Annotated in this window: 17 protein-coding genes and 2 pseudogenes; 11 read left to right on the plus strand and 8 right to left on the minus strand. The window is 75.2% G+C overall.

Annotated elements, in window-relative coordinates:
- The first annotated feature begins 64 nt into the window (after window positions 1–64).
- Window positions 65–729 (plus strand): annotated as a pseudogene (locus GEV43_RS35990) (response regulator).
- 28 nt (window positions 730–757) lie between these two features.
- On the opposite strand, the gene GEV43_RS35995 reads toward GEV43_RS35990, so the two are convergent.
- Window positions 758–2077 (minus strand): FAD-binding oxidoreductase, encoded by a 1320-nt coding sequence (locus GEV43_RS35995; protein ID WP_160825238.1) that lies wholly within the window; start codon window positions 2075–2077, stop codon window positions 758–760.
- Window positions 2078–2244: 167 nt separating this feature from the next.
- On the opposite strand from GEV43_RS35995, the gene ligD reads away from it, so the two are divergent.
- Together ligD and murJ are read left to right on the plus strand one after the other, a co-directional pair.
- On the plus strand, window positions 2245–3192 hold the full coding sequence (ligD, locus tag GEV43_RS36000; protein ID WP_160825239.1) for a non-homologous end-joining DNA ligase: 948 nt from the start codon (window positions 2245–2247) through the stop codon (window positions 3190–3192).
- 48 nt (window positions 3193–3240) lie between these two features.
- On the plus strand, window positions 3241–4938 hold the full coding sequence (murJ, locus tag GEV43_RS36005) for a murein biosynthesis integral membrane protein MurJ (protein WP_241684161.1): 1698 nt from the start codon (window positions 3241–3243) through the stop codon (window positions 4936–4938).
- Here the strand turns inward: murJ and GEV43_RS36010 are convergent.
- Entirely contained in the window at window positions 4935–6293 is a 1359-nt protein-coding gene (locus GEV43_RS36010; RefSeq protein WP_206681555.1) for an MFS transporter, read from the minus strand. The genes murJ and GEV43_RS36010 overlap by 4 nt on opposite strands.
- Window positions 6294–6662: 369 nt before the next feature.
- On the opposite strand from GEV43_RS36010, the gene GEV43_RS36015 reads away from it, so the two are divergent.
- Together GEV43_RS36015 and GEV43_RS36020 are read left to right on the plus strand one after the other, a co-directional pair.
- The gene (locus GEV43_RS36015) at window positions 6663–7415 is read left to right on the plus strand and encodes a Crp/Fnr family transcriptional regulator (protein ID WP_241684162.1); all 753 of its coding nucleotides are present in this window, start codon (window positions 6663–6665) and stop codon (window positions 7413–7415) included.
- 208 nt (window positions 7416–7623) lie between these two features.
- Window positions 7624–8439: an IclR family transcriptional regulator gene (locus GEV43_RS36020; RefSeq protein WP_160825241.1), complete on the plus strand. Its 816-nt coding sequence runs from the start codon at window positions 7624–7626 to the stop codon at window positions 8437–8439.
- Between the two features lie 36 nt (window positions 8440–8475).
- On the opposite strand, the gene GEV43_RS36025 is transcribed toward GEV43_RS36020, so the two are convergent.
- Both GEV43_RS36025 and GEV43_RS36030 read right to left on the minus strand, forming a co-directional pair.
- Window positions 8476–9324 carry an NAD(P)-dependent oxidoreductase gene (locus GEV43_RS36025; protein ID WP_160825242.1) on the minus strand — a complete coding sequence of 283 codons (849 nt, stop codon included), beginning with the start codon at window positions 9322–9324 and terminating at the stop codon, window positions 8476–8478.
- Window positions 9325–9757: 433 nt separating this feature from the next.
- Window positions 9758–10315: a bacterioferritin gene (locus GEV43_RS36030; RefSeq protein ID WP_160825243.1), complete on the minus strand. Its 558-nt coding sequence runs from the start codon at window positions 10313–10315 to the stop codon at window positions 9758–9760.
- A gap of 194 nt (window positions 10316–10509) precedes the next feature.
- Here GEV43_RS36030 and GEV43_RS36035 point away from each other — a divergent pair, with 194 nt between their 5' ends.
- A complete protein-coding gene (locus GEV43_RS36035) occupies window positions 10510–11001 on the plus strand; it encodes a metallophosphoesterase family protein (RefSeq protein WP_160825244.1) in 492 nt (163 codons plus the stop codon).
- Here the strand turns inward: GEV43_RS36035 and GEV43_RS36040 are convergent.
- The 3 genes from GEV43_RS36040 to GEV43_RS36050 are packed head-to-tail and all read right to left on the minus strand — an operon-like array spanning window position 10985 to window position 14594.
- Complete coding sequence (locus GEV43_RS36040; protein ID WP_160825245.1) at window positions 10985–12013, minus strand: acyl-CoA dehydrogenase family protein; 1029 nt, start codon at window positions 12011–12013, stop codon at window positions 10985–10987. The two genes, GEV43_RS36035 and GEV43_RS36040, sit on opposite strands and share 17 nt — an antisense overlap.
- A complete protein-coding gene (locus GEV43_RS36045) occupies window positions 12010–13212 on the minus strand; it encodes an acyl-CoA dehydrogenase family protein (protein WP_160825246.1) in 1203 nt (400 codons plus the stop codon). The genes GEV43_RS36040 and GEV43_RS36045 overlap by 4 nt, the downstream gene beginning before the upstream one ends.
- Window positions 13209–14594, minus strand: coding sequence for a 4-hydroxyphenylacetate 3-hydroxylase N-terminal domain-containing protein (locus GEV43_RS36050; RefSeq protein ID WP_160825247.1), 1386 nt, complete (start codon window positions 14592–14594; stop codon window positions 13209–13211). Before GEV43_RS36050 ends, GEV43_RS36045 begins: the two co-directional genes overlap by 4 nt.
- Before the next feature lie 129 nt (window positions 14595–14723).
- On the opposite strand from GEV43_RS36050, the gene GEV43_RS36055 reads away from it, so the two are divergent.
- The 5 genes and pseudogenes from GEV43_RS36055 to GEV43_RS56625 form a co-directional block, all read left to right on the plus strand.
- The gene (locus GEV43_RS36055; protein ID WP_160825248.1) at window positions 14724–16265 is read left to right on the plus strand and encodes a class I adenylate-forming enzyme family protein; all 1542 of its coding nucleotides are present in this window, start codon (window positions 14724–14726) and stop codon (window positions 16263–16265) included.
- Window positions 16255–16926: a TetR/AcrR family transcriptional regulator gene (locus GEV43_RS36060; protein WP_160825249.1), complete on the plus strand. Its 672-nt coding sequence runs from the start codon at window positions 16255–16257 to the stop codon at window positions 16924–16926. Before GEV43_RS36055 ends, GEV43_RS36060 begins: the two co-directional genes overlap by 11 nt.
- Window positions 16923–17756 carry a crotonase/enoyl-CoA hydratase family protein gene (locus GEV43_RS36065; RefSeq protein WP_160825250.1) on the plus strand — a complete coding sequence of 278 codons (834 nt, stop codon included), beginning with the start codon at window positions 16923–16925 and terminating at the stop codon, window positions 17754–17756. The genes GEV43_RS36060 and GEV43_RS36065 overlap by 4 nt, the downstream gene beginning before the upstream one ends.
- Window positions 17757–18104: 348 nt before the next feature.
- Window positions 18105–19475, plus strand: coding sequence for a nucleobase:cation symporter-2 family protein (locus GEV43_RS36070; protein ID WP_164717257.1), 1371 nt, complete (start codon window positions 18105–18107; stop codon window positions 19473–19475).
- Window positions 19476–19973: 498 nt separating this feature from the next.
- Window positions 19974–20258: pseudogene (locus GEV43_RS56625) on the plus strand (hypothetical protein); the annotation flags it as partial.
- Between the two features lie 136 nt (window positions 20259–20394).
- Here the strand turns inward: GEV43_RS56625 and GEV43_RS36075 are convergent.
- A complete protein-coding gene (locus GEV43_RS36075) occupies window positions 20395–21234 on the minus strand; it encodes a patatin-like phospholipase family protein (protein WP_160825251.1) in 840 nt (279 codons plus the stop codon).
- Window positions 21235–21399: the final 165 nt, after the last annotated feature.

Consider the following 21399-nt stretch of genomic DNA (forward strand, 5'->3'; position numbering starts at 1 on the left):
GGGCCCGCCGGGCGCGGACCCCGGGGCGACCGGCGGCCCGGCGGCGGACGCCGCAGGACCGGCCGTGGTCCGCGTCCTGCTGGTGGACGACCAGCCGCTGATCCGGGCCGGGCTGCGGGTGCTCGTCGCCGACACGCCCGACCTCGCCATCGTGGGCGAGGCCGGGACGGGCGCCGAGGCCGTGCGGCTCGCCGCCGAGGTCCGCCCGGACGTCGTCGTGATGGACATCCGGATGCCCGACATGGACGGCATCGAGGCCACCCGCCGGATCACCGCGAGCGCGGGCGCGGCGCACGTGCTGATGCTCACCACGTTCGACGACGACGACTACGTGTACGGCTCGCTGCGGGCGGGCGCGAGCGGGTTCCTCGTCAAGGACATGGCGCTGGAGGAGATCCTGTCGGCCATCCGCGTGGTCGCGGGCGGCGACGCCCTGATCGCGCCGGGCGTCACCCGCCGCCTGATCGAGGAGTTCGCCGCCCGCCCGGAGCCGGCCCCCGCGCCCGCCCGGCCGCCCGCGGCCTCCGGGGCGTCACCGAGCGCGAGCGCGAGGTGCTGACGCTCGTCGGGCGCGGGATGTCCAACGCGGAGATCGCCGCGCACCTGACGATCAGCGCCGCGACCGCCAAGGCGCACGTCGGGCGGCTGCTCACCAAGCTCGACGCCCGCGACCGCGTGCACCTGGTGATCATCGCGTACGAGGCGGGCCTGGTCGCCCCGCCCCGCTGACCCGCGCGCCGGGGGCGGCGGGCCCCGTTCAGGCTCCGGCGAGGACGGGGTAGTTGGCGCGGAAGACCCCGTGCGGGTCGCGGGCCCGCTTGATCTCGCGGAGCCGCGCGAGCGCCGGCGCGTCGAAGGCGGACGCGGCGCTCTCGCCCGGCGCGAGGAAGGTGTACGGCTTGCGCCCGCTCACGGCCGCCCCCAGCTCGGCGACGATCGCGGCCTGCCGGGCGGCGGTGGCGCGCGCGAGGTCCGGGTTCGGGCCGATGCCGAGCAGGTACAGCAGGAACGGCTCGGCGACCGCCCCGTGCGCGCCGCCGTCCGGCGCCGCCGCGGCGAGCGCGCCGCCGAGATGCCGGACCGAGATGCCGACCAGCGGCGCGGGCGCCGCGGACAGCAGGGTCTCGGCCGTCGCGCCGTCCAGCCCGGTGAGCAGCTCCGCCCGCGCCAGGACGGGGCTGGGGTCGGTCGGGTCGCCGGTGATGTCGCCGAGCCGGTCCGGCTTCAGGGGCCCGCGCGTGTCGGAGATCGCGCCGCCGATCCCGTCCAGCCGCCGGAGCAGCGCCGCGGCCTCGCCGGCGTCGCCCAGGTAGGCGACGTCCAGGGCCGCCATCGGCGGCGCCTGCGGGAACGAGAGCCGCGAGAACCAGACGCTCAGCTCGTCCGGCGCCTCCGCCGTCAGCTCGGCGAACGCCTCGAACACCGCCCGCGTCCGTTCGCCCGGCCACAGCACCCGCCCGCCGTACAGGCCCGGCGCGGGGAACAGGCCGAACTCGACGGCGGTGACGACCGCGAAGTCGCCGCCCCCGCCCCGCAGCGCCCAGAACAGGTCCGGGTCGGACGAGGCGTCCACCCGGCGCCGCTCGCCCTCGGCGTCCACGACGTCGAACGCCCGGACGGCGCCCGCCGCCGGCCCGTGCGCGCGGCCGAACCACGACAGCCCGCCGCCGAGCGTGTAGCCGGTCACCGAGACGCCGGGGGCGCTGCCCGCGAGCCCGGTCAGGCCGTGCGGCGCGGCCTCCTCCAGCACGCGGCCCCAGCTCGCCCCGGCCCCGGCGCGCGCCGTCCGCTCGCCGGGCCGCACCTCCACCGCGTCGAGCCGGCCGGTGCGCAGCAGCACCACGCCCTCCGTGTCGCCGGACGCGCCGTGCCCGGTGGCCTGCGCCGACACCGCCAGCCCGGCGCGGCGGGCGTGGCGGACGAGGGCCGCGACGTCGTCGGCGTCCTCCGCCTCCACCACGGCCGCGACGCGCTGGCCGACCGCCGACGCCCACGGCCGTACGGCCCCGTCGAAGCCGTCCTCGCCGGGCAGCAGGACCCGGCCCCTGACCGCGCCCCGCAGTTCGCTGTTCGTCATCTTCTGCTCGCCCCTCAGACGGTGGATTCGATTCCTCACAGCGATGACGGAGCGCGCGGGAAGAAGGTGACCGAACGGCCGCGGGACGCCGCCCCGGCACGTGTTTTTCCCTGATCGTGGGCGGCGGGTGGCATTCCGCGGCCCCGCCCGCAGGTACGTGCACCTGCATGGGGGACCTGCCGACGTACGCGCCGATGCTCGCCGTTCTGGGCGAGCTGCCGTCCGGCCCCGGCTGGCGGGCCGAGATGAAGTGGGACGGCGTGCGGAGCGTCGCGTACATCCGGGACGGGACGCTCCGGCTGATGTCGCGCAACGACAAGGACATCACCGTCGCGTGGCCGGAGCTCGCGCCGCTCGGACGGGCCGCGCGGCGGGCCGTGCTGGACGGCGAGATCGTCGCGTTCGCGGGCGGGCGGCCGTCGTTCGAGGCGCTCGGGCCCCGGATGCACCTGCGGCGGCGGGACCGGATCGAGGCCCTCGCCGCCGCCGACCCCGTCACGTACATGATCTTCGACGTGCTGCACCTGGGCGAGGAGCCGCAGATCCGCCGCCCGTACGCCGAGCGCCGCGAGGTGCTCGAAGGGCTCGGCCTGTCGGCGGCCCGCTGGGACACCCCGCCCGCCTACGACGACGTCGCGCACGCCTACGGCGAGTCCGGCCGGCTCGGGATGGAGGGCGTGGTCGCCAAGCGGCTGGACGCCCCGTACCGCCCCGGCCGCAGGCACCGCGACTGGACGAAGACCAAGAACTTCCGCACCCAGGAGGTCGTGGTGATCGGCTGGACGGCGGGGGAGGGCCGCCGCGCCGGGGAGATCGGCGCGCTGCTCCTCGCCGTCAACGACGAGCGCGGACGGCTCGCGTACGCCGGGCAGGTCGGCACCGGGTTCACCGGAGCGGCGCTCGCCGACCTCGCGCTGCGGCTCGCGCCGCTGGAGCGCCCCGGCCCGCCGGTGGACGGCGTGCCCGCCTCGCACGCCAGGAACGCGCACTGGGTCCGGCCCGAGCTGGTCGGCGAGGTGGCCTTCGCCGAGTGGACGGGCGACGGCAGGCTCCGGCACCCCGCGTGGCGGGGCCTGCGCGCCGACAAGGCCCCCGCCGAGGTCCGCCCGGAGTAGCGCCGCGGCCGTCCCGGGCGCGTGGATCACGGGCCTAGCATGGCCGCCATGGACAACGGGGGAACGGCCGAGGCGCCCGGACGGACCGAGCCCCTTCGACAGGCCGCGCCGCCCGAGCCCGCCGGAGGGGGCGGGCTGCTTCGGTCGGGTGCGGCCATGGCCGCCGGGACGCTCGCGTCGCGGATCACCGGGTTCGCGCGCACGATGGTGCTGGTCGCCGCGCTCGGCACGCAGGCGCTCGGCGACACGTTCAACACCGCCAACACCATCCCCAACATCATCTACGAGACGCTGCTCGGCGGCGTCCTCACGGCGGCGCACGTCCCGCTCCTGGTCCGCGCCCGGCAGCGGTCCGAGCGGTACGGCGAGGAGTTCGAGCAGCGGCTGTTCACGCTGCTGCTCGGCGCGCTGGCGGTGCTCACGGCCGCGGCGATGGCGGCGGCGCCGCTGCTGATCGGCCTGTACGCGCGGGGCTTCACGGCCGAGCAGCGCGACCTCGCCGTCGTGTTCGTGCTGTTCTTCCTGCCGCAGATCTTCTTCTACGGGTTCAGCGCGGTCGCGAGCGCGTCGCTGAACGCGCGCGGCCGGTTCGCCGCGCCGATGTGGGCGCCGGTGCTCAACAACGTGGTGGTGAGCGCGGTCGGGCTGGCGTTCATCGCCGAGACGAGCGGTCGGGCGAGGCTCGGCTCGGTCAGCGGCGGCGAGGTGGCGCTGATCGGGCTCGGCACGACCGCCGGGGTCGTCCTCCAGGCGGCCGGGCTGCTCCCGGCGCTGCGCCGGATGGGGTTCCGCTGGCGGCCCCGCCTGGACTTCCAGGACGGCGAGCTGCGGGCCCTCGGGACGATGGCGGGCTGGACGCTCGGCTTCGTCGTCGCCCAGCAGCTCGGCCTGCTGGTGTTCACCAACCTCGCGAACGGCGCCGGGGCGCGCGGACTGCGCGAGGGCGTCGGCCACGGGGTGGGGCTCACGCCGTGGTCGAACGCCTACCAGTTCTTCCAGCTCCCGTTCGCGATCGTGGCCGTCTCGGTGATCACCGCGCTGTTCCCGAGGATGAGCGGGCACGCGGCGGCCGGACGGCTCGGCCGGGTCGCCGAGGACCTGTCGGCCGGGCTGCGGCTCTCGCTGATCGTGATCGTCCCGTCCGCCGCGCTGCTGTTCGGGTTCGCCCCGGAGGTCTGCACGCTGTTCTTCGCGCACGGCGCGACCACGGCCGCCGACGCCGCCGTGATCGCGGACGTGCTGCGGGCGTTCGCGGTCGGGCTGGTCCCGTTCGCCGCCCTCCAGATCCTCCAGCGCGGCTTCTACGCCGTGGCCGACACCCGGACGCCCGCGCTCGTCGGGTTCCTGACGACGGCGGTCGGCGTCGCGCTCGCCGTCGCGGGCGACCGGGTCCTGCCGACCCGGCACGTCGTCGTCGGCATCGCGTCCGCCCAGGGCGCCTCGTGGGCGCTCGGCTGCCTGGTCACGGCGCTGCTGCTGCGGCGCAGGCTCGGCACCCTGCACGGCCGCGCCGCCGTCCCGGCCCTCGCGAAGGCCGCCCTGGCGGCGCTGCCCCCGCTCGCGCTGGCGCTCGGCCTGCACGGGCCGGCGGGCGACGCGTTCGGCCGGGGTCCGGCCGGGGCGGCGGCCGTGCTCGCGATCGGCGGGACGCTCGGCGCGGCGCTGTTCCTGCTCGCCGCGCGGCTGCTGCGGATCAGGGAGATCGACGTGCTGGCCCGGATGCTCGCGGGCCGCTTCTCCCGCTAGCGGGCGGGCACCGGTTCGCGAACGGCCGTCGCGCCGCCGCCCGCCGGAACCGCCGCGGCGACCGGAACCGCCGCCGGGGCGGGGGCCGCCGCGCCGACGCCCGCCGGGGCCGTGCCCGGGTCCGCGGTCGCGGGCGCCTCGGCCGGAGCCGTCCGGCGCAGGCGGGCCAGGGCGTACGCGGCGGCGGCGGCCGCCGCGACCCCGATCGTCCCGGCGACCAGCAGCGCGGTGCGCGGGCCGAGCGTGTCGCACATCGCGCCGAGCGCGGGGCCGCCGACCGCGCCGGACGCCGCGCCGACCATGCCCTGCGCGGCGATGACGCGCCCGCGCAGGTGGCCGGGGTTGTCGATCTGGACGCGGGTGCTGACCGTGGTGTCGATCAGCACCGCCCCCGCCGCGATCGGCAGCATCAGCGCGCCGAAGACGACCAGGTTGGGCGCGCCGCCGCTCGCCATCTGCCCGACCGAGCAGAGCATCGCGGCGACGATCAGCAGCTTCAGCGGCAGCCGGGCCCGCGCCGCGGCGACGAGGCCGCCGAGGACCGTGCCGACGGCGAACGCCACCGACAGCGCGCCGTACCCGCCCGCGCCCGCGTGCAGCGGCCCCTCGCTCATCGCCGCCATGGTCACCTGGTAGTTGCGGCCGACGCTGCCGAGCACGAACGCCAGCCCGAACGTGACCAGCAGCCACGGGGTGCGCAGCACGTGCCGGAACCCGGCCACGATGCCGCGCTCGGACTTCTCCTCGGCGCGCGGGGCGACGTGCAGCTCGCCGCCGCGCATCAGCGCGATCGCGACGAGCACGATGCCGAAGCTCGCCGCGTTCGCCAGGAACGCCCCGGGCACGCCGACCAGCGGGATCACCACGCCGGCGAGGCTCATCCCGAGGATCCGGCCGCCGGAGCTCAGCAGCGAGCCGAGGGCCAGCCCGTTCGACAGGTCCTCGGGGCCGACGACCTCCGAGCCGAACCGGCCGAGCGCGGGCGAGGTCAGCGAGGTGACCAGGCCCGACAGCAGCGACACCGCGTACAGCCCGCCGGTGCCCGACGGGTCGCCCGCCGCGATCACCGCCAGCAGCGCCGACAGGCCGGCCTGCGCCGCCTGCCCGCCCGCCACGACCGTCCGCGCGGGCAGCCGGTCGGCGATCACGCCGCCCCAGGGGCCGAGCAGGATCGTCGGCAGCGCCTGGAGCACCAGCCCGAGGCCGACGCTCGTCGCCGAGTGGGTGATGGACAGGATCAGCCAGTTCAGGGCGAGGACCTGCATCCAGGTGCCGGTGACCGACACCAGGTCTGCGGTCGCCCAGAGGCGGTAGTTGTGATGCCGCAGGGAGCGCAGCATCGCCGGGAGCACCACGGCGTTCGTCCCTCCAAATATGGACCAGCAAGGACAAACGCCCGTAAAGTTCTTATATGTTCCGGTCACCCCGGAGTCTGTGGCATGAATCACGTTTAACTCGGCACTCGCCGCGCCACCTGCGCAGACGTCGATCCCCGGCGCCCCGGGGGATGCGGCCCAGTTCGGCGCGGCCCGCGCGGAACCGGCCGCTCGCGAGGCCGCTCGGCATGCCGGGACCACGGCCCGGCGGGCCGGTCGGGGGGCCGCCTCGGCGCTTTCGGGGCCGCCCGGCGGGGAGTGTTCCGTTCTTCGCGCGCGGCGCGTTACGGTGCACGGCAACCGTCCAGGTGCCCGCCCCCGTCCCTACCAGCCCCCAGGGAGACGCCCTTGGCCTCCGACGATCCGGGCATGCCGTACGACCCGGGCACGGGCGGCGCGGGCCGGCGCTCCCTCCGCGACGGGTTCTGGAACGCGCTAGACCCCGCCCAGCAGAAGGCCCTGCTCGACGCGTCCCGGCCGCGCCGCTACCCGCCGAAGGCCCCGCTCGCCTACCAGGGCGACGACTCCGACCACGCGATCATCATCATGGAGGGCTGGGCGAAGGTCACCTCCAGCACCGAGGACGGGCACGAGGTCGTGCTCGCGGTGCGGGGGCCGGGCGACCTGATCGGCGAGAGCGCCGTCCTCGCCGAACGGGCCCGGTCGGCGACGATCACGGCGCTGTCGCCGATCCGGGCGCTGGTGGTGCCGGCGGCGCGGTTCATCGGGTTCCTCGACGCCCACCCCGGCGTCTGGATGCTCGTCAGCGGCACGTTCGTGCAGCGCATCGACGACGCCGGCCGCAGGCTCCAGGCGCACGTGACCGCGAGCGGCCCCCGGCGGCTCGCGCTGCTGCTCGCCGACCTCGCCGAGATCAGCCTCCAGCACGCCGCGCCCGCCGAGGACGGCAGTGTCGAGATCGGCCCCGCGCTGTCCCAGGAGGAGCTCGGAAGCTGGATCGACGCGTCCCGCGAGACGGTCGCGCGGGCGCTCAACGGCCTGCGCGGCAAGGGCCTCATCCTCACCGGCTGGCGGCGGATCACGGTCGTCGACCTCCCCGGCCTGCGCGCCTACGCCCACGGCGAGGGCGACGACGACTGACACCCCGCCCGGAACGCGGTCACGGGCCCGGTCATCCGCCCCGTCCGAGCTGAGCGGCGGCGCCGGGCGGGCGGGACGGACGGAACGGCGGGGCCGCCGAGGGTTCGCCGACGGGACGGCGACCGGAGGGGCCGCCCGCCGCCGCATCGGTCACGGCCGTCCGTCGCGGCTCGGGGAGCCGTTCCGCCCGTTCCTTAGGATCGTCAGCGTGACCAAGCAGAGCGCCGCTCCCCGCCGGGGCGCGGACAGCGTCGGCACCGAGGTGGCCGGGCGCGTCGCCGACGTGCTGCTGCTGTTCGCCGGAGGCCCCCGCTACCTCGGCGTCAGCGCCATCAGCCGCGAGCTCGGCATCTCCAAGGCCGTCGTGCACCGCATCCTCAGGTCGCTGGTGTCGCGGGAGATGCTGGAGACCGACCCCGGCACGCAGGGCTACCGGCTCGGCCCGGCCGCGGTCGCGCTGGGGGTCAGTGCGCTGCGCGGGTTCGACGTCCGCAGTGCCGCCGCGCCCGTGCTGCGGCGGCTGCGCGACGAGACCGGCGAGACCGCCGCCCTGTCCGGCCTGGTCGGTGATCAGCGGGTCTATCTCGACCAGTTCGAGAGCCCGCAGGAGATCAAGATGACGGTCGAGGTCGGCCGCCGGTTCCCGCTGCACGCGGGTTCGTCCGGGCGGGTCATTTTGGCGTTCCTGCCGCCCGAGCGCCGTGAGGCCGTGCTCGCCGGGCCGCTCGCCGCGCTCACCGGCGGGACGCTCACCGACCGGGCCGTGCTCCGTGAGCGGCTGGCCGAGACGGCCCGCGAGGGGGTCGCGGTGTCGCTCGGCGAACGGCAGGCCGACGCGGCCTCGGTCGCCGCGCCGCTGTTCGGCCCGGACGGCGAGGTGCACGGCTCGATCAGCGTGTGCGGGCCCCGCTACCGCTTCACGCCCGAGGCGGTCGAACGGTACCGGGCCCTGGTCAAGGACGCCGCCGAGGAGGTCCGCCACAACCGGGCCTGGCTCCGCGAGTCCGCCCCGTCCAGCGCCTGACCCCCGCCCCGTACGGTCCGCACGATCCGTCCGCCCTCAGGGGGCCTGCTCCGGGAGGGGCGGTTCGGCGGCGTCCTCCCGGCCGAGGCCCTCGCCGCCGGGGCGCTCCAGCAGGTCGCGGACGAGCCGGTAGAGGCCGGGGGCGTCGCCGAGCTCGTCGATCAGCAGGTCCAGGTCCTTGCCGCCGAGCGCGACCGGGAACCCGGGCGTGCGGGCGCCGTCCCGCACCTCCTCGGCCTCGTCCAGCGCGTACGGCATGGCGAACGGCCCGTCCTCCAGGACCTTCGCCGCCTGCGCCGGATCGGCGCCGAGGCGGCGGCACGCCGCGAGCGTCCCCGCCATCGCGGCCACGCTCGCGGCCGTCCAGCCGCTCACGATCAGCTTGATCCGGGACGCCTCGCCGCCCGCGCCGACGTGCAGGACGCGGGAGGCGAGCGCGGCGAGCACGGGCCGGGCCCGCTCGACCGCGGGCTCCGGACCCGAGACGATCACCGTCAGCGCGCCCCGCTCGGCGGCCCCGCCGCCATCGGAGACGGGGGCGTCGAGCATCGTGCGGCCCGCGTGCCGGGCGGTCTCGCGCAGCCGGTCGGTCCACGGCCCGCCGACCGTGCTCGTCTGGAGCCAGACCGCGTCCTCGCCCATCGCGGGCAGGAGCCGTTCGGCGACCGAGGCGACCACGGACCCGGTCGGCAGCATCGTGATCACCGCGTCCGCGCCCCGGACCGCGTCCTCGACGCCGCCCTCCGTACGGACCCCGGCGGACTCCAGCGGTTTCAGCCTGGCCGCCGTACGGTTCCACGCCCGCACGGTGAAGCCCTCCGCCGCGAGCCGGCGGGCCATGGCCGCCCCCATGGTCCCGGCGCCGAGCACGGCCACGGTCGTCATGCCCTTTCCCCTCAGTCGCGGTCACGAGGGGGGTGGTCGGGTGGTCGAGTCATCCGCTTCGCGCGGTACGGGACGCGGCGTTCCGGACCCTGGGAGCCGCGGCGGCGGACGTCCGGAACAGCGCCCGCCGGCCGTGAGGCGACCGGAACCCGGGCCGGTGCAAGGGAGTTTCGTCCCCCGGGTCCCGGCCGCCCCTAGGCCCTCGCGGTGTGGGCGCCCGCGGCGGGACGGCCGGGGGCGTACGGCCGGCCCAGGGCGGGCGAAGCGAGGGGTTCGAGCGTAACTCCGCAGGTCAGCAGGGGGAAATGACTCCCTGCTTACAGTTGTTTCCCACCGGGGTCCGGATACCGCGGTGGCAAAATCACCCGCCGCCGACGGCCCTCCTCCGCGCGTGCCCGCGCGTGCCCGCACTTGCTCGCGCTCGCTCGCGGGGTCAGCCGCCCTGGTGCGCCGCCAGGTCCTTCGGCAGGCGTTCGAGGAGGCTGCGCCAGTCGTCGGCGTGGTCCTCCTCGTCGGCCAGCAGCTCCTCGAAGATGCGGCGGGTGGTCGGGTCGCCGTCGCCGAGCCACTGGATGATCTCGGTGTACGAGGCGATCGCGACCCGCTCCGCGACCAGGTCCTCCTTGATCATGTCGACCAGGTCGAGGGAGGCGTCGTACTGGGTGTGCGAGCGGCCCGCGAGGATCTCGGGGTTGAAGTCGGGCTCCCCGCCGAGCTGGTTGATCCGGTTGGCGAGCTTCTCGACGTGGTCGGCCTCGTCGGCGGCGTGCTCCTCGAACTCGGAGATCACCGACTCGGAGTAGATCCCGGTCGCGGTGTACTGGTGCCGCTTGTAGCGCAGCACGCAGACGATCTCGGTCGCGAGCGCCTCGTTGCACACCTGGATGACCCGGTCGAGGTCGGCGCCGTACGCCTCGGTCACCGGGCCCTTGTCGATCTCCTCCCGGGCCCGTGCGCGCAGTGTCCGCAGGTCGCTCAGGAACTCGGCCATGGGGCGTGTCCTCTCCGTGGTCGCAGGCCGGCCGCCGTTCGGCCCCTCCCGTGGATGATCACCTGCCGGGCGCCGCCGCAAAGCCACCGCCGCGCCAAGAACGCCCCAAGCGCGCCCCGCGGGAACGCCGCCGCACGCGCCGTCCGGCGTGCCCCGGATCTCGGGCGCCGCCGGGGGCGGGCCAGACTGGGCGTATGAGAGTCGTGGTCCTGTCGGACACCCACGCGCCGCGCCGCTGGAAGTCGTGCCCGCCGCGCGTGGCCGAACGGCTGCGCGGCGCCGACCTGATCCTGCACGCCGGGGACGTGTGCACCGCCGACGTCCTCACCGAGCTGGAGGCGTACGCCCCCGTCCGGGCCGTGCTCGGCAACAACGACGGCCCGGACGTCGCCGCGTGGGGCGCTCCCGAACGGCTCGAACTCGACCTCGCGGGCCTGCCCGTCGCGATGGTCCACGACAGCGGCCAGGCCAAGGGCCGCCTCGCGCGGATGCACCGCTGGTTCCCGGACGCGGCGCTGGTCGTGTTCGGGCACTCCCACATCCCGATGGACGAGGCGGACGAGCACGTCCGGATCTTCAACCCCGGCTCGCCGACCGACCGCCGCCGCCAGCCGCACGGCACGATCGGCGTCCTGGACGTCCGGGACGGCGCGCTCGCGGACGCCGCGATCATCGAGGTGACGTGACCGCGCCCCCTTCCGCCGACGCGCCTTCCGCCGACGCGCCTCCCGCCTGCGGGGCGCCGTCCACCAGCGACGCGTACAGGTCGTCGGGGTCGCCGAGCAGCGCGCGCGAGGCGTGCGCCCGCTTGTAGTACAGGTGCGCGTCGTGCTCCCACGTGAAGCCGATGCCGCCGTGGATCTGCACGCATTCCGTCGCGACGCGCACGTACGCGTCGCCGCAGTAGGCCAGCGCCATCGCGCCCGCGCGCGGGGACGCCTCGCGCGCCGCCGACGCCGCCATCGACGCCGCCGCCTCGACGTCGAGGAGCAGCTCCGCGCACAGGTGCTTGACCGCCTGGTTCGCGCCGATCGGCCGCCCGAACTGCTCGCGGACCTTGGCGTACGCGACGGCCATGTCCAGCGCGGCGCGGGCGCCGCCCGCCATCTCGGCGGCGAGGACCGTCCACCCGGCCGCGGGCGACGGCGCGGGCCCGACGCGCCGCGCCGGGGTGCCGTCGAACGTGAGCACGGCCAGGCTCCGCGTCCCGTCGATCGAGGTCAGCGGCGTGCGCTCGGCGGTCTCGGCGACATGGAGCGCGCCGTCCGCGACGACGAGGAACAGGTCGGCGGTCCCGGCGTCCGGCGCGGGCGCCGTGGTCCCGGTGAGGCGCCCGCCGTCCGCGCGGACCCCGCCGCGCGCGAGGACCGCGGCCAGCTCGCCGGACACGATCCCCGGCAGGTACGCCTCGCGCGCCTCCTCGTCGCCCTCCATCAGCGCCGACGCCGCCAGGAACGCCGGCAGGTGGGGGAGCGGCGCGAGCGCGCGGCCCAGCTCCTCGGCCACCACGGCGGCGTCGGCGAGCGTCCCTCCGGCGCCGCCATACTCCTCCGGGACGGTGATCGCGGCGAGGCCCAGCGCCGCGAAGCGCCGCCACAGCGCCGGGTCGGGCTCGGCGCCCATGAGCCGCCGCACCTCCGGCATCGGCAGCGTGTCGGCGCAGAACGCGCGCACCAGGTCGCGCAGGTCGTAGCTCATCGCGGGTCCCTCGGCAGTCCCAGGTGGCGCTCGGCCAGGATCGTGCGCTGGATCTCATCGGTGCCGCCCGCGATGCGCAGCGCGGGCGCGCCCAGCAGGAACTCCGACCACGCGTACCCGCCGTCGGACAGGTCGGCGGCGAGCGCCGGGCCGAGCACGGCCGACGCGGCCTCCACGGCGAGCGCGACGGCCCGGTTCACCAGCAGCTTGGAGACGGACGCGGCGGCGGCCGGGTCCAGGTCGTCGCGGCGGTTGACCAGCCGCGCCGCCGTGAGCGCCGCGTCCAGGCGGCCGAGGCGCGCCCGCGTCGCGGGTGTGAGGCGGCCCCGGCGGCGGGCCTGCTCGGCGAGCCGTTCGACCAGGTCGGGCGGTACGGCGTCGACCGCGCCCCCGAGCGCGGCCCGCTCGCTGGACAGGCTCGTGATGGCCGCCTTCCAGCCGCCGTTGAGCGGGCCGATCCGGTCGGCGTCCGGCACCCGCACCCCGGTCAGGAACACCTCGTTGAACGACGCGCCTCCCGTCATCTGCCGCAGCGGCCGCACCTCGACGCCCGGCGCCCGCATGTCGATCAGGAACAGCGTGAGGCCCTTGTGCTTGGGCGCGTCCGGGTCCGTGCGGACGAGGGCCTCGCCGAGGTCGGCGTGGTGCGCGCCCGAGCTCCACACCTTCTGCCCGGTCACGGTCCAGGCGTCGCCGTCGCGGACGGCCCGCGTCCGCACCGACGCCAGGTCCGAGCCCGCGTCCGGCTCGGAGAAGAGCTGGCAGGCCGTCACCTCGCCGCGCAGCAGCGGGCGGAGGCGGCGGCGCTTGAGGTCGTCGGACCCGTGCGTCCGGACGGCGGGCGCGACGATGTGCAGGCCGACGAGCAGCGGTTGCAGGTCGGGCACGTCGTAGGCGTCGAGGAGCGCGGCGAACGCCTCGGCCCGTTCCCCCTCCAGCTCCGCGTAGCCCGCGTCGTACAGGGCGGCCTGCCAGAGCTTGGCCGCGCGGAGCGTCTCCGCCTCCCGCTCCGGGTCGATCTCCTCCAGCAGCGCGACCCGGTCGGTCGGCGTACGGGCCGGACGCGGCGGCAGGCGCGCGTCCAGGAACGCCCGCGCCTCCTTCTCGAACGCCGCGAGATCCGCGCCCGGACCCGCGCCGGACCCCGCGCCGGGACCCGCGCCCGGACCCGGGCCGGACGGCGCGCGCTCCCCGGTCATCGCTCGATGCCCGCGATCTCCAGGGCCATCCGCTTGGCCGCCGCCATGTCGTAGTGCTTGGCCGACACCATCCGCTGCGCGTACAGGCCGCCGCCCGACTGGAGCATCGTGACGTGCTGCCAGCCGCCGAACGTGTCGGCGGTGTAGTCGCGGATCGCGTGGAACAGCCGGGACCGGTACCCGGCGTCCACGCCCTCCATCGTGCGCATGTACTTGCGGACGTAGTCGCCGGTCTCGGGGCTCGCCAGGTCGTCGGGGCTCGGCGCGGTGAGGATCGCGCCGCCGCCGATGTCGTGCAGGTTGCGCACCATCCGGCTGAACTCGGCGGCGCCGTAGTGCTTGGCGGCGTTGGTGTAGAGCTCGCTCGGGAACATCCAGCCCTCCGGGCTCTTCTCGGCGTTGGTGATCGCCGCCTCCAGCCCGGCCCGCACCAGCGTCGCGTACATGATCATCTCGCTGATCTTCTCGCGGATGTGCGAGACCCGCTCCAGCCCGTTCGCCTCGGCGATGAGCTGCGCGAACCCGGTCAGGATGTCGCCGATCTCGGCCAGGTGCGCGGTCCCGCCGAGCCGTTCCCACAGGCCGAGGGCGTGCGCGAACGTCGCCGAGTGCCCGACTTCCCCGGCGAGGAACACCCGCTCGTTCGGGACGAACACGTCGTCGAAGACGATGAACCCCTCGGGCATGTTGTGGCGGCTGGAGTGCGGCCAGTACGCCTCGTCCTCGCCGGTCGCGCCCCCGCGCGGCGCGTACGTCGTGTTGATGATCGTCACGCCGGGCGCGTTCGCCGGGACCGCGCACGCGACCGCCCAGTCCTCCTCGCCCGGCTTCATCCGCTTGGTCGGCATCACCACCAGCTCGTGCGAGGTGGCCGCCGCGGTGATGTGCATCTTCGCGCCGCGGATCACCACGCCGTCCGGGCGGCGCTCGACGATCCGCGTGTAGAGGTCGGGGTCGTCCTGCTGGGACGGCGAGAGCCTGCGGTGCCCCTTGGCGTCGGTGATCGCCTGGACGCCGCGCACGTCCTCCCGCTTGCACCACGCGTAGTACGCCTCGATCCGCTCGGCGTACTCGGGGTGGTCGGCGCGCATCCGCGCCGCCGCGGTCAGCAGCGCCTGGAGCCCCTGCGCGGTCGTCACCGTCGTCATGTCCCAGGTCAGCAGCTCGTGGAGCTGGGAGCGCAGGTCCTCGGCCGTCGTCGGGAACGAGAAGTACGGGCCGACCGCGTCGCCGGGCCGGTGGTAGCGGTCGTATCCGGCGGCCACCTCGGCCACGCCGGCCGCGAGCAGCGGCTCGGCCTCCAGGTCGGCGACCTTCCGGCCGTTCAGGAACAGCCTGCGCCCGTCGCGCAGGGACTCCCGGTACTCCGCTCCGGTCTTCACACGTGCCTCCCGCTGGCTCCCGCTGGAACGACGGCGATCCGGGCCGTTCACCCGGAACGCCAATATTCGTGAACGTAACGTCACAATTAGGTCTTGGCAAGAGGTGAACGCGGCGTTACGTTCACTTCCGTGGAGAGCTACTCGTTCGCGACCCGGCTCCGCGCCCAGGCCGCCGCACGCCCGCACGCACCCGCGATCACCACCGACGGACGGACCCGCACCTACGCCGACCTGGACGCCCTCGCCGACCGCGCCGCCCGCTCCCTGCGCGCGCACGGCGCCGGCCCCGGCGACCGCGTCGCCTACCTCGGCCCGAACGGCATCGCGTTCGCCGCCGTCATGTACGGGGCGTCCCGCCTGCGCGCGGTCTCCCTCGCGCTCAACTGGCGGCTCCCGCCCGCCGGCCTCGCCGCGATCCTCGCCGACGCCGAGCCGGACGTCCTCGTCGTCGCCCCCGAGCACGCCGCCCTCGGCGACGCCGCGCTCGCCGAGGCCGCGGCGGCGCGCGGCGCGCCCGGCGGACCGCGCGTGATCGTCGCGGACGGGTGGCCGCCCGCCGGGCCCGCCGAGCCGATCGACCTCGCGCCCGAGCCCGGCGACCTGGCGATGCTCTGCTACACCTCCGGGACGACCGGCGCGCCGAAGGGCGTCATCGTCACCAACCGCACGGTCCGCAACCACCTGCGCAGGCCCGGCGTCTACCCGTACGCGGGCCCGGACGCCGTCCTGCTCAACTGCGCCCCGGTGTTCCACGCGGCCGGCGCCGGCTGGCTGTGGGTCCCGGCCTTCCAGGGCGCCCACCTCGTCCTGCTCGCCGAGGCCGCGCCCGCCGCGATCATCGACGCGCTGGAACGGCACCGGGTGACCGCCGCGCTCCTCGTCCCCGCCGTCCTGCGGACCCTCCTGGACGACCCCGCGCTCGGCGAGGCCCCCGACCTGCGCACCATCGTGTACGGCGCGTCGCCCATCACCGAGACCGTGCTGCGCCGCGCCATGGCGGCGTTCCCCCGGGCCGGGTTCGTCCAGGTGTACGGCATGACGGAGACGACCGGGCCCGTCACCCGCCTGGACGAGGCCGAGCACCGCGCCGGGACCCGGCTGCGCAGCGCGGGCCGCCCGTTCGACGGCGTCGAGCTCCGCGTCGTCGAGCCCGGCACCGGCGAGGACCGGCCCCCGGGGACGACCGGCGAGGTGTGGGTCCGCAGCGACCAGGGCACCCCGGGCTACTGGCGCGCCCCCGGCGCCACCGCCGACCTGGTCGCGCCCGGCGGCTGGTATCGCACCGGCGACGCTGGCTTCCTGGACGCCGACGGGTTCCTGCACCTCACCGACCGGATCAAGGACATGATCGTCACCGGCGGGGAGAACGTCTACGCCGCCGAGGTCGAGAACGCCCTCGCCTCCTGCCCCGGCGTCGCCGACGTCTGCGTGGTCGGCGTCCCCGACGAGCGCTGGGGCGAGACCGTCAAGGCCGTGGTCGTCCCCGCCGACCCCGCCGCCGCACCCGCGCCCGCCGACGTGATCGCCCACGCGCGCGAACGCCTCGCCCACTACAAGGCGCCGACCTCCGTCGACTTCGTGGCCGAACTGCCCCGCAACCCGTCCGGGAAGGTCCTGCGCCGCCTGGTGCGCGAGCCCTACTGGGATGATGGATCCCGTTATGTCACCTGAGACGACCACCACTCCCGCGACCGGCCCGGCCGCCGGGACGACGGTCGCGCCGCCGGAGCCGCCGAGCGCGAAGGGCCGCGCGACCCGGGCCGCGTTCGAGGACGCCGCCCGCGCGCTCATCGCCGAACGCGGGTTCCTGCGCACCACCGTCCACGACATCGCGGCGGCGGCGGGCAAGTCGACCGCCGCGTTCTACCGCTACTTCGACAACAAGGAGCAGCTCCTCGCCGCGCTCGCCGACGGCTTCTCCCACGAGGTCCTGCTGCACTCGCCGGACGCGCCGGACGGCGGCGCCGAGTTCTTCGAGACGGCCGCCCGCGCCTACTGGGACGCCTACAAGGAGCACCTCGGCGTGCTCGTCGGCGTGTTCCAGCTCGCGATGGTCGACGAGGAGTTCGCCGAACGCTGGCGCGCCAGCCGCCTCGTCGGCGTCCGGATCATCGAGCGCACCGTCCGCCAGGCGCAGGACCGCGGCCACGCCGCCGGCCTCGACCCGGCCCTCGCCGCGTCGGCCATCGGCGCGATGTTCGAGCACTTCTGCTTCGTCTGGCTCGCGCAGGGCGGCGACGGCCCCGGCACCGGCATCACCGACGACGAGGCCGTCGCCACCCTCGCCGCGCTCTGGCGCCGCAGTCTCTACGGAGAGGAACCGTCCCCATGACCGACCGCGTCTCCCTGACCGTCCACGACGGCGTCGCCGACGTCCGACTGAACCGTCCCGACAAGCTGAACGCCCTCGACATGGCCACCTTCGAGGCGCTCGCCGAGACCGGCGACGCGATCGCCGCCGACCCGTCCGTGCGCGCCGTGGTCCTGTCGGGGGAGGGGCGCTCGTTCTGCGCGGGCCTGGACTTCGCCAACTTCGCCGCGATGGCGGGCGACGCCACCGCCGCCTCGGGCGGCGACCGGCTGAAGCGCCTCATGGCCGACATCATGGAACGCGAGCCCGGCCGCATCACCAACCTCGGCCAGCAGGCCGTCCACGTCTGGCGCGAGCTGCCGCAGCCCGTCATCGCCGCCGTCCACGGGCACGCGCTCGGCGGCGGCCTCCAGATCGCGCTCGGCGCCGACATCCGCGTCGTCGCGCCGTCCGCGAAGCTCTCGGTCCTGGAGATCCGCTGGGGCCTGGTGCCCGACATGACCGGCACCGCCGCCCTGGTCCGGCTCGTCGGGGAGGACGTCGCCAAGGAGCTCACGTTCACCGGCCGGACGGTCACCGGCGAGGAGGCCGTCCGGATCGGCCTCGCGACCCGTACCGCCGACGACCCCCGCGCCGCCGCCACCGAACTCGCCCGCGAGATCGCCGCCAACAGCCCCGACGCCGTCCGCGCCGCCAAGCGTCTCCTCAACCGCCCCGCCTCCGAGGGGCTGGCGGGCCAGTTCCTGGAGGAGTCCCGCGCCCTCGGCGAGCTGCGCGGCTCCCCGAACCAGACCGAGGCCGTCCGCGCCTACTTCGACAAGCGCCCCGCCGCGTACGCCGACCCCGCCTGACCCGCCCGCCGCGCGCCCCCGCCACGCACGCCCGTGGCGGGGGCGCGCCGCGTCCGACGGGGCGGGCGGACACCCGAGAGGCCCGGGACGATATCTTCTCCGCTCGGGACCGGGACGATCACGCAGGTCGCCCCGTACGGCCGCCGCATACGGAACGTTCCACCCAGAACCGCCGGAACGCACCGGATCGGGCCCCCGCCCCCTGGATTGGACGAACCTCCGAGCCGGAGCCCGCCCGGCGCCGGGGAGTTCGGCACTCCGCCCAATGGACCGCGCCGGTGGCCGGAAGGTCTACTGGCCGACCAGCGCGCACATGTCATTCACCTACCCCCGGAAGGCAAGGCAGGCATGTCCGAAGAGGCACCCCGACCGAGCAGGCACCCCGTCGACGAGGTGCTGCCCGTCCCGAAGCTCGCGCTGTACGGCTTCCAGCACGTGCTCGCGTTCTACGCCGGGGCGGTCGTCGTCCCCATCCTGGTCGCCGGCGCGATCGGGCTGACGACCGAGCAGCTCGTCTACCTGATCAACGCCGACCTGTTCACCTGCGGCATCGCCTCCATCATCCAGTCGCTCGGCTTCTGGCGCATCGGCGTGCGGCTGCCGATCGTGCAGGGCGTCACGTTCACCGCGGTCGCCCCCATGATCGCGATCGGCCAGGGCGCGGAGAGCGGCACCGCCGCCCTGCTCGCCATCTACGGCGCGACGATCACCGCGGGCGTCGTGACGTTCGTCGCCGCGCCGTTCCTCGGCCGGCTGCTCCCGCTGTTCCCACCGCTCGTCACCGGCACCGTACTGACGATCATGGGCCTGATCCTGCTGCCGAACGCGCTGAGCGACGCCGCGGGCGGCGCCGCGGCCAAGGCCGCCAAGGACTTCGGGAGCTGGAAGCACCTGATGTACGCGGGCGGGACGCTGCTGTTCATCCTGGTCCTCTACCGGCTGCGGCGCCCGTTCCTCAGCAGCGTCGCGGTCCTGCTCGGCCTGGTCGGCGGCACCGCCCTGTCGTACGCCCTCGGCGACACCGACTTCGACCAGGTCGGCAAGTCCGACTGGGTGGGCGTCACGACCCCGTTCCACTACGGCGCCCCGACCTTCCACATCGGCGCGATCATCGCGATGCTGCTGGTCATGATGGTCACCGTCGTCGAGACCGTCGGCGACTCCAAGGCGACCGGCGAGATCGTCGGCAAGGACGTCGACGGCGAGGACATCACCCGCGCCCTGCGCGCCGACGGCCTGTCCACCTTCCTCGGCGGCTCCCTCAACGCGTTCCCCTACACCTGCTTCGCGCAGAACGTGGGCCTGGTGCGCCTCACCGGCGTCCGCAGCCGCTTCGTCGTCGTCGCCGCGGGCGCCTTCATGATGGTCCTCGGCCTGTTCCCGAAGGCCGGAGCGTACGTCGCGTCCATCCCGAGCGACGTCCTCGGCGGCGCCGCCGTGGCGATGTTCGGCATGGTCGCCGTCGTCGGCATCCAGACCCTCGCCAAGGTCGACCTCCGCGACGAGCGCAACGCCCTCGTCGTCGCCGTCAGCATCGCCCTCGCCATGCTCCCGAACGCCGTCCCCGCCTTCGGCGACAACATGCCCCGCGACGTGGCCGCCATCCTCAACAGCGGCATCACCCTAGGCGCCATCAGCGCCATCCTCCTCAACCTGACCTTCAACACCTTCACCCGCCCCCGAACCCCAACCCCCACCAAACCCACCACCCCGGTCTAACCCCCACCCCCCAGCCCAGACCCTCTCTCCACGAGAACGCCGCCCCACCCCGGACACTCCCCACCCCGAACCCGCCCCACCCGACCATGCCCCGCTCGGGCGCGCTCCGTTCGGGCGTGCCCCGCCCCGCTCGGGCGCGCCCCGTCGTGCCCGCCGTGCCCTGCGCGGGCGCCGAGCGGGGCGCGCCGGGTGAGAAATCTGCGGTGGCTGATCCGCCAGCCCCGTTCGCCATACGTCACCGCACCCCCGTCCTCGTACGTCACGCTGGCGCACGAACCGTCCGCGTTGACGCCGAGCCCCTTGGAGAGCACACTCACCCTCCCTTCGCCGTCCTCCCGCACCGCGGATGTTGGGGACGTGGTCCCCGAGCGTGAGAGCCGCCTACTTGACCGCCGCCGGCCCCTCCAGCGCCCCGCCGCCGCCCTCGCCCCGCCGACGACATCGCGGAGGCGCTCTTCACCTGGCTGAACGACTTCGTCGTGCACCGTCGCCACCAAGCGGGCCCTGGCCCTAGCGATCACCGAGGGCCCCGACCACCGCCGCACCGAGCTGTTCGAACGCTGGCACGACTCGATGCGTTCGGCCGCCGGAACCCTGCTGGCGCACGCCCGCGATGCCAGAGCCGTACGGCCAGACCTCGACGTCCACGACCTACTCGCCCTGGCCGGCGCCACCGCCCTCGCAGCCACCGCTCCCACCCACGCCCAACGACTCCTCCACCACCTACGCCTAGGCGTAGAAACCCTCGCCGAGTCACCTGCTCCCCGCCATAGAACGGCGTAGCGACTCCCCACCCATCAGGCCAGGCCGGGGAAACGGCCTATGGGGGAGTGGACGCCGTCCCCGCAAGACGGCTGAGACGGCTGAGACACCACCCGCATCCCCCCCGCATTCCCGGCCCGGGAACGGGGCTTGCTGATCAGGCCCAGAGAGACTTGACCCGCGCCGCGGACTCGACACCCTGCGCTCGGCCCGCGCGGGCGGACGGCGTGCGGGTCGACGGGCTCAACGGATCGTCGCCGAACGCCGCGAGGGACGCCTCGTCCGGCGCGATGACCTCCACCCGTCCGCCCGCCTCGGTGACCGTTTCGCTCTCGGCCGCGAGCGACGGGTCGTCCATCGGAGCCAGGAGCAGCACGCGTCCGTACCCGCCGGCGAGGTCCAGGTTGTTCGCCGTGCGAACGCCGCCGTCCACGTAGCGGACGCCTTCGATCGTCACCGGCGGCCAGATCCCGGGTACGGCGCAACTCGCCGCGACCGCGTCGACCAGACTCACACCGGACGCGGCATCGAACACGCGCGGCTCCCCGGTCGTGGCGTTCACAGCAGTGACGACCAGTTCGCGACCGGGCCACTCGTGCACCGGCAGCCGCCCTTCGATGACCGCGCGCCGGGTCCGTTCCGGAACGGTCTCCGCCGCCAAAGCGAGCGCGCCCAGACGCCGCCGCGCCTCCTCGGGGCCGGACGACTCCTCGAACACGCGGACCCAAGCCTCCATGAGTTCCGCCACCGACAGCCCAGTCGGGGTCAACTCCTCGTTCTGCAATGCGGGATCCGCCTGCCGCGCGAATAGCTCGTCCAGCGAAAGACCACTGCCGACCTGCGCCGCGACCGTCGAACCCGCGGATGTCCCAACGAGGAGGTCAGCATCGGTCACATCGACGCCCGCGTCCGCCAGCCCCGCGAGAACCCCCGTCTCCCAAGCGATCCCAGCCACCCCGCCGCCGCCCAGCACCAGCGCGCTCCGCCCGTCAGCCATGCCCGACTCCTCACCCTTCGCTGCCACATCCCCCACCGGGAGCACTCCGCAGCCATGATCCATTCCCGCCCGACCCCCCGCCGGCCCAGAGGGCAACGTCCACCGTCCACGAGTCGCCGACCCACTGACCAGGCAAGCGACCGCCGCCGTCTCCAGACTCCCCAC

Source organism: Actinomadura sp. J1-007 (assembly GCF_009793335.1).
Lineage (GTDB): Bacteria > Actinomycetota > Actinomycetes > Streptosporangiales > Streptosporangiaceae > Spirillospora > Spirillospora yumaensis.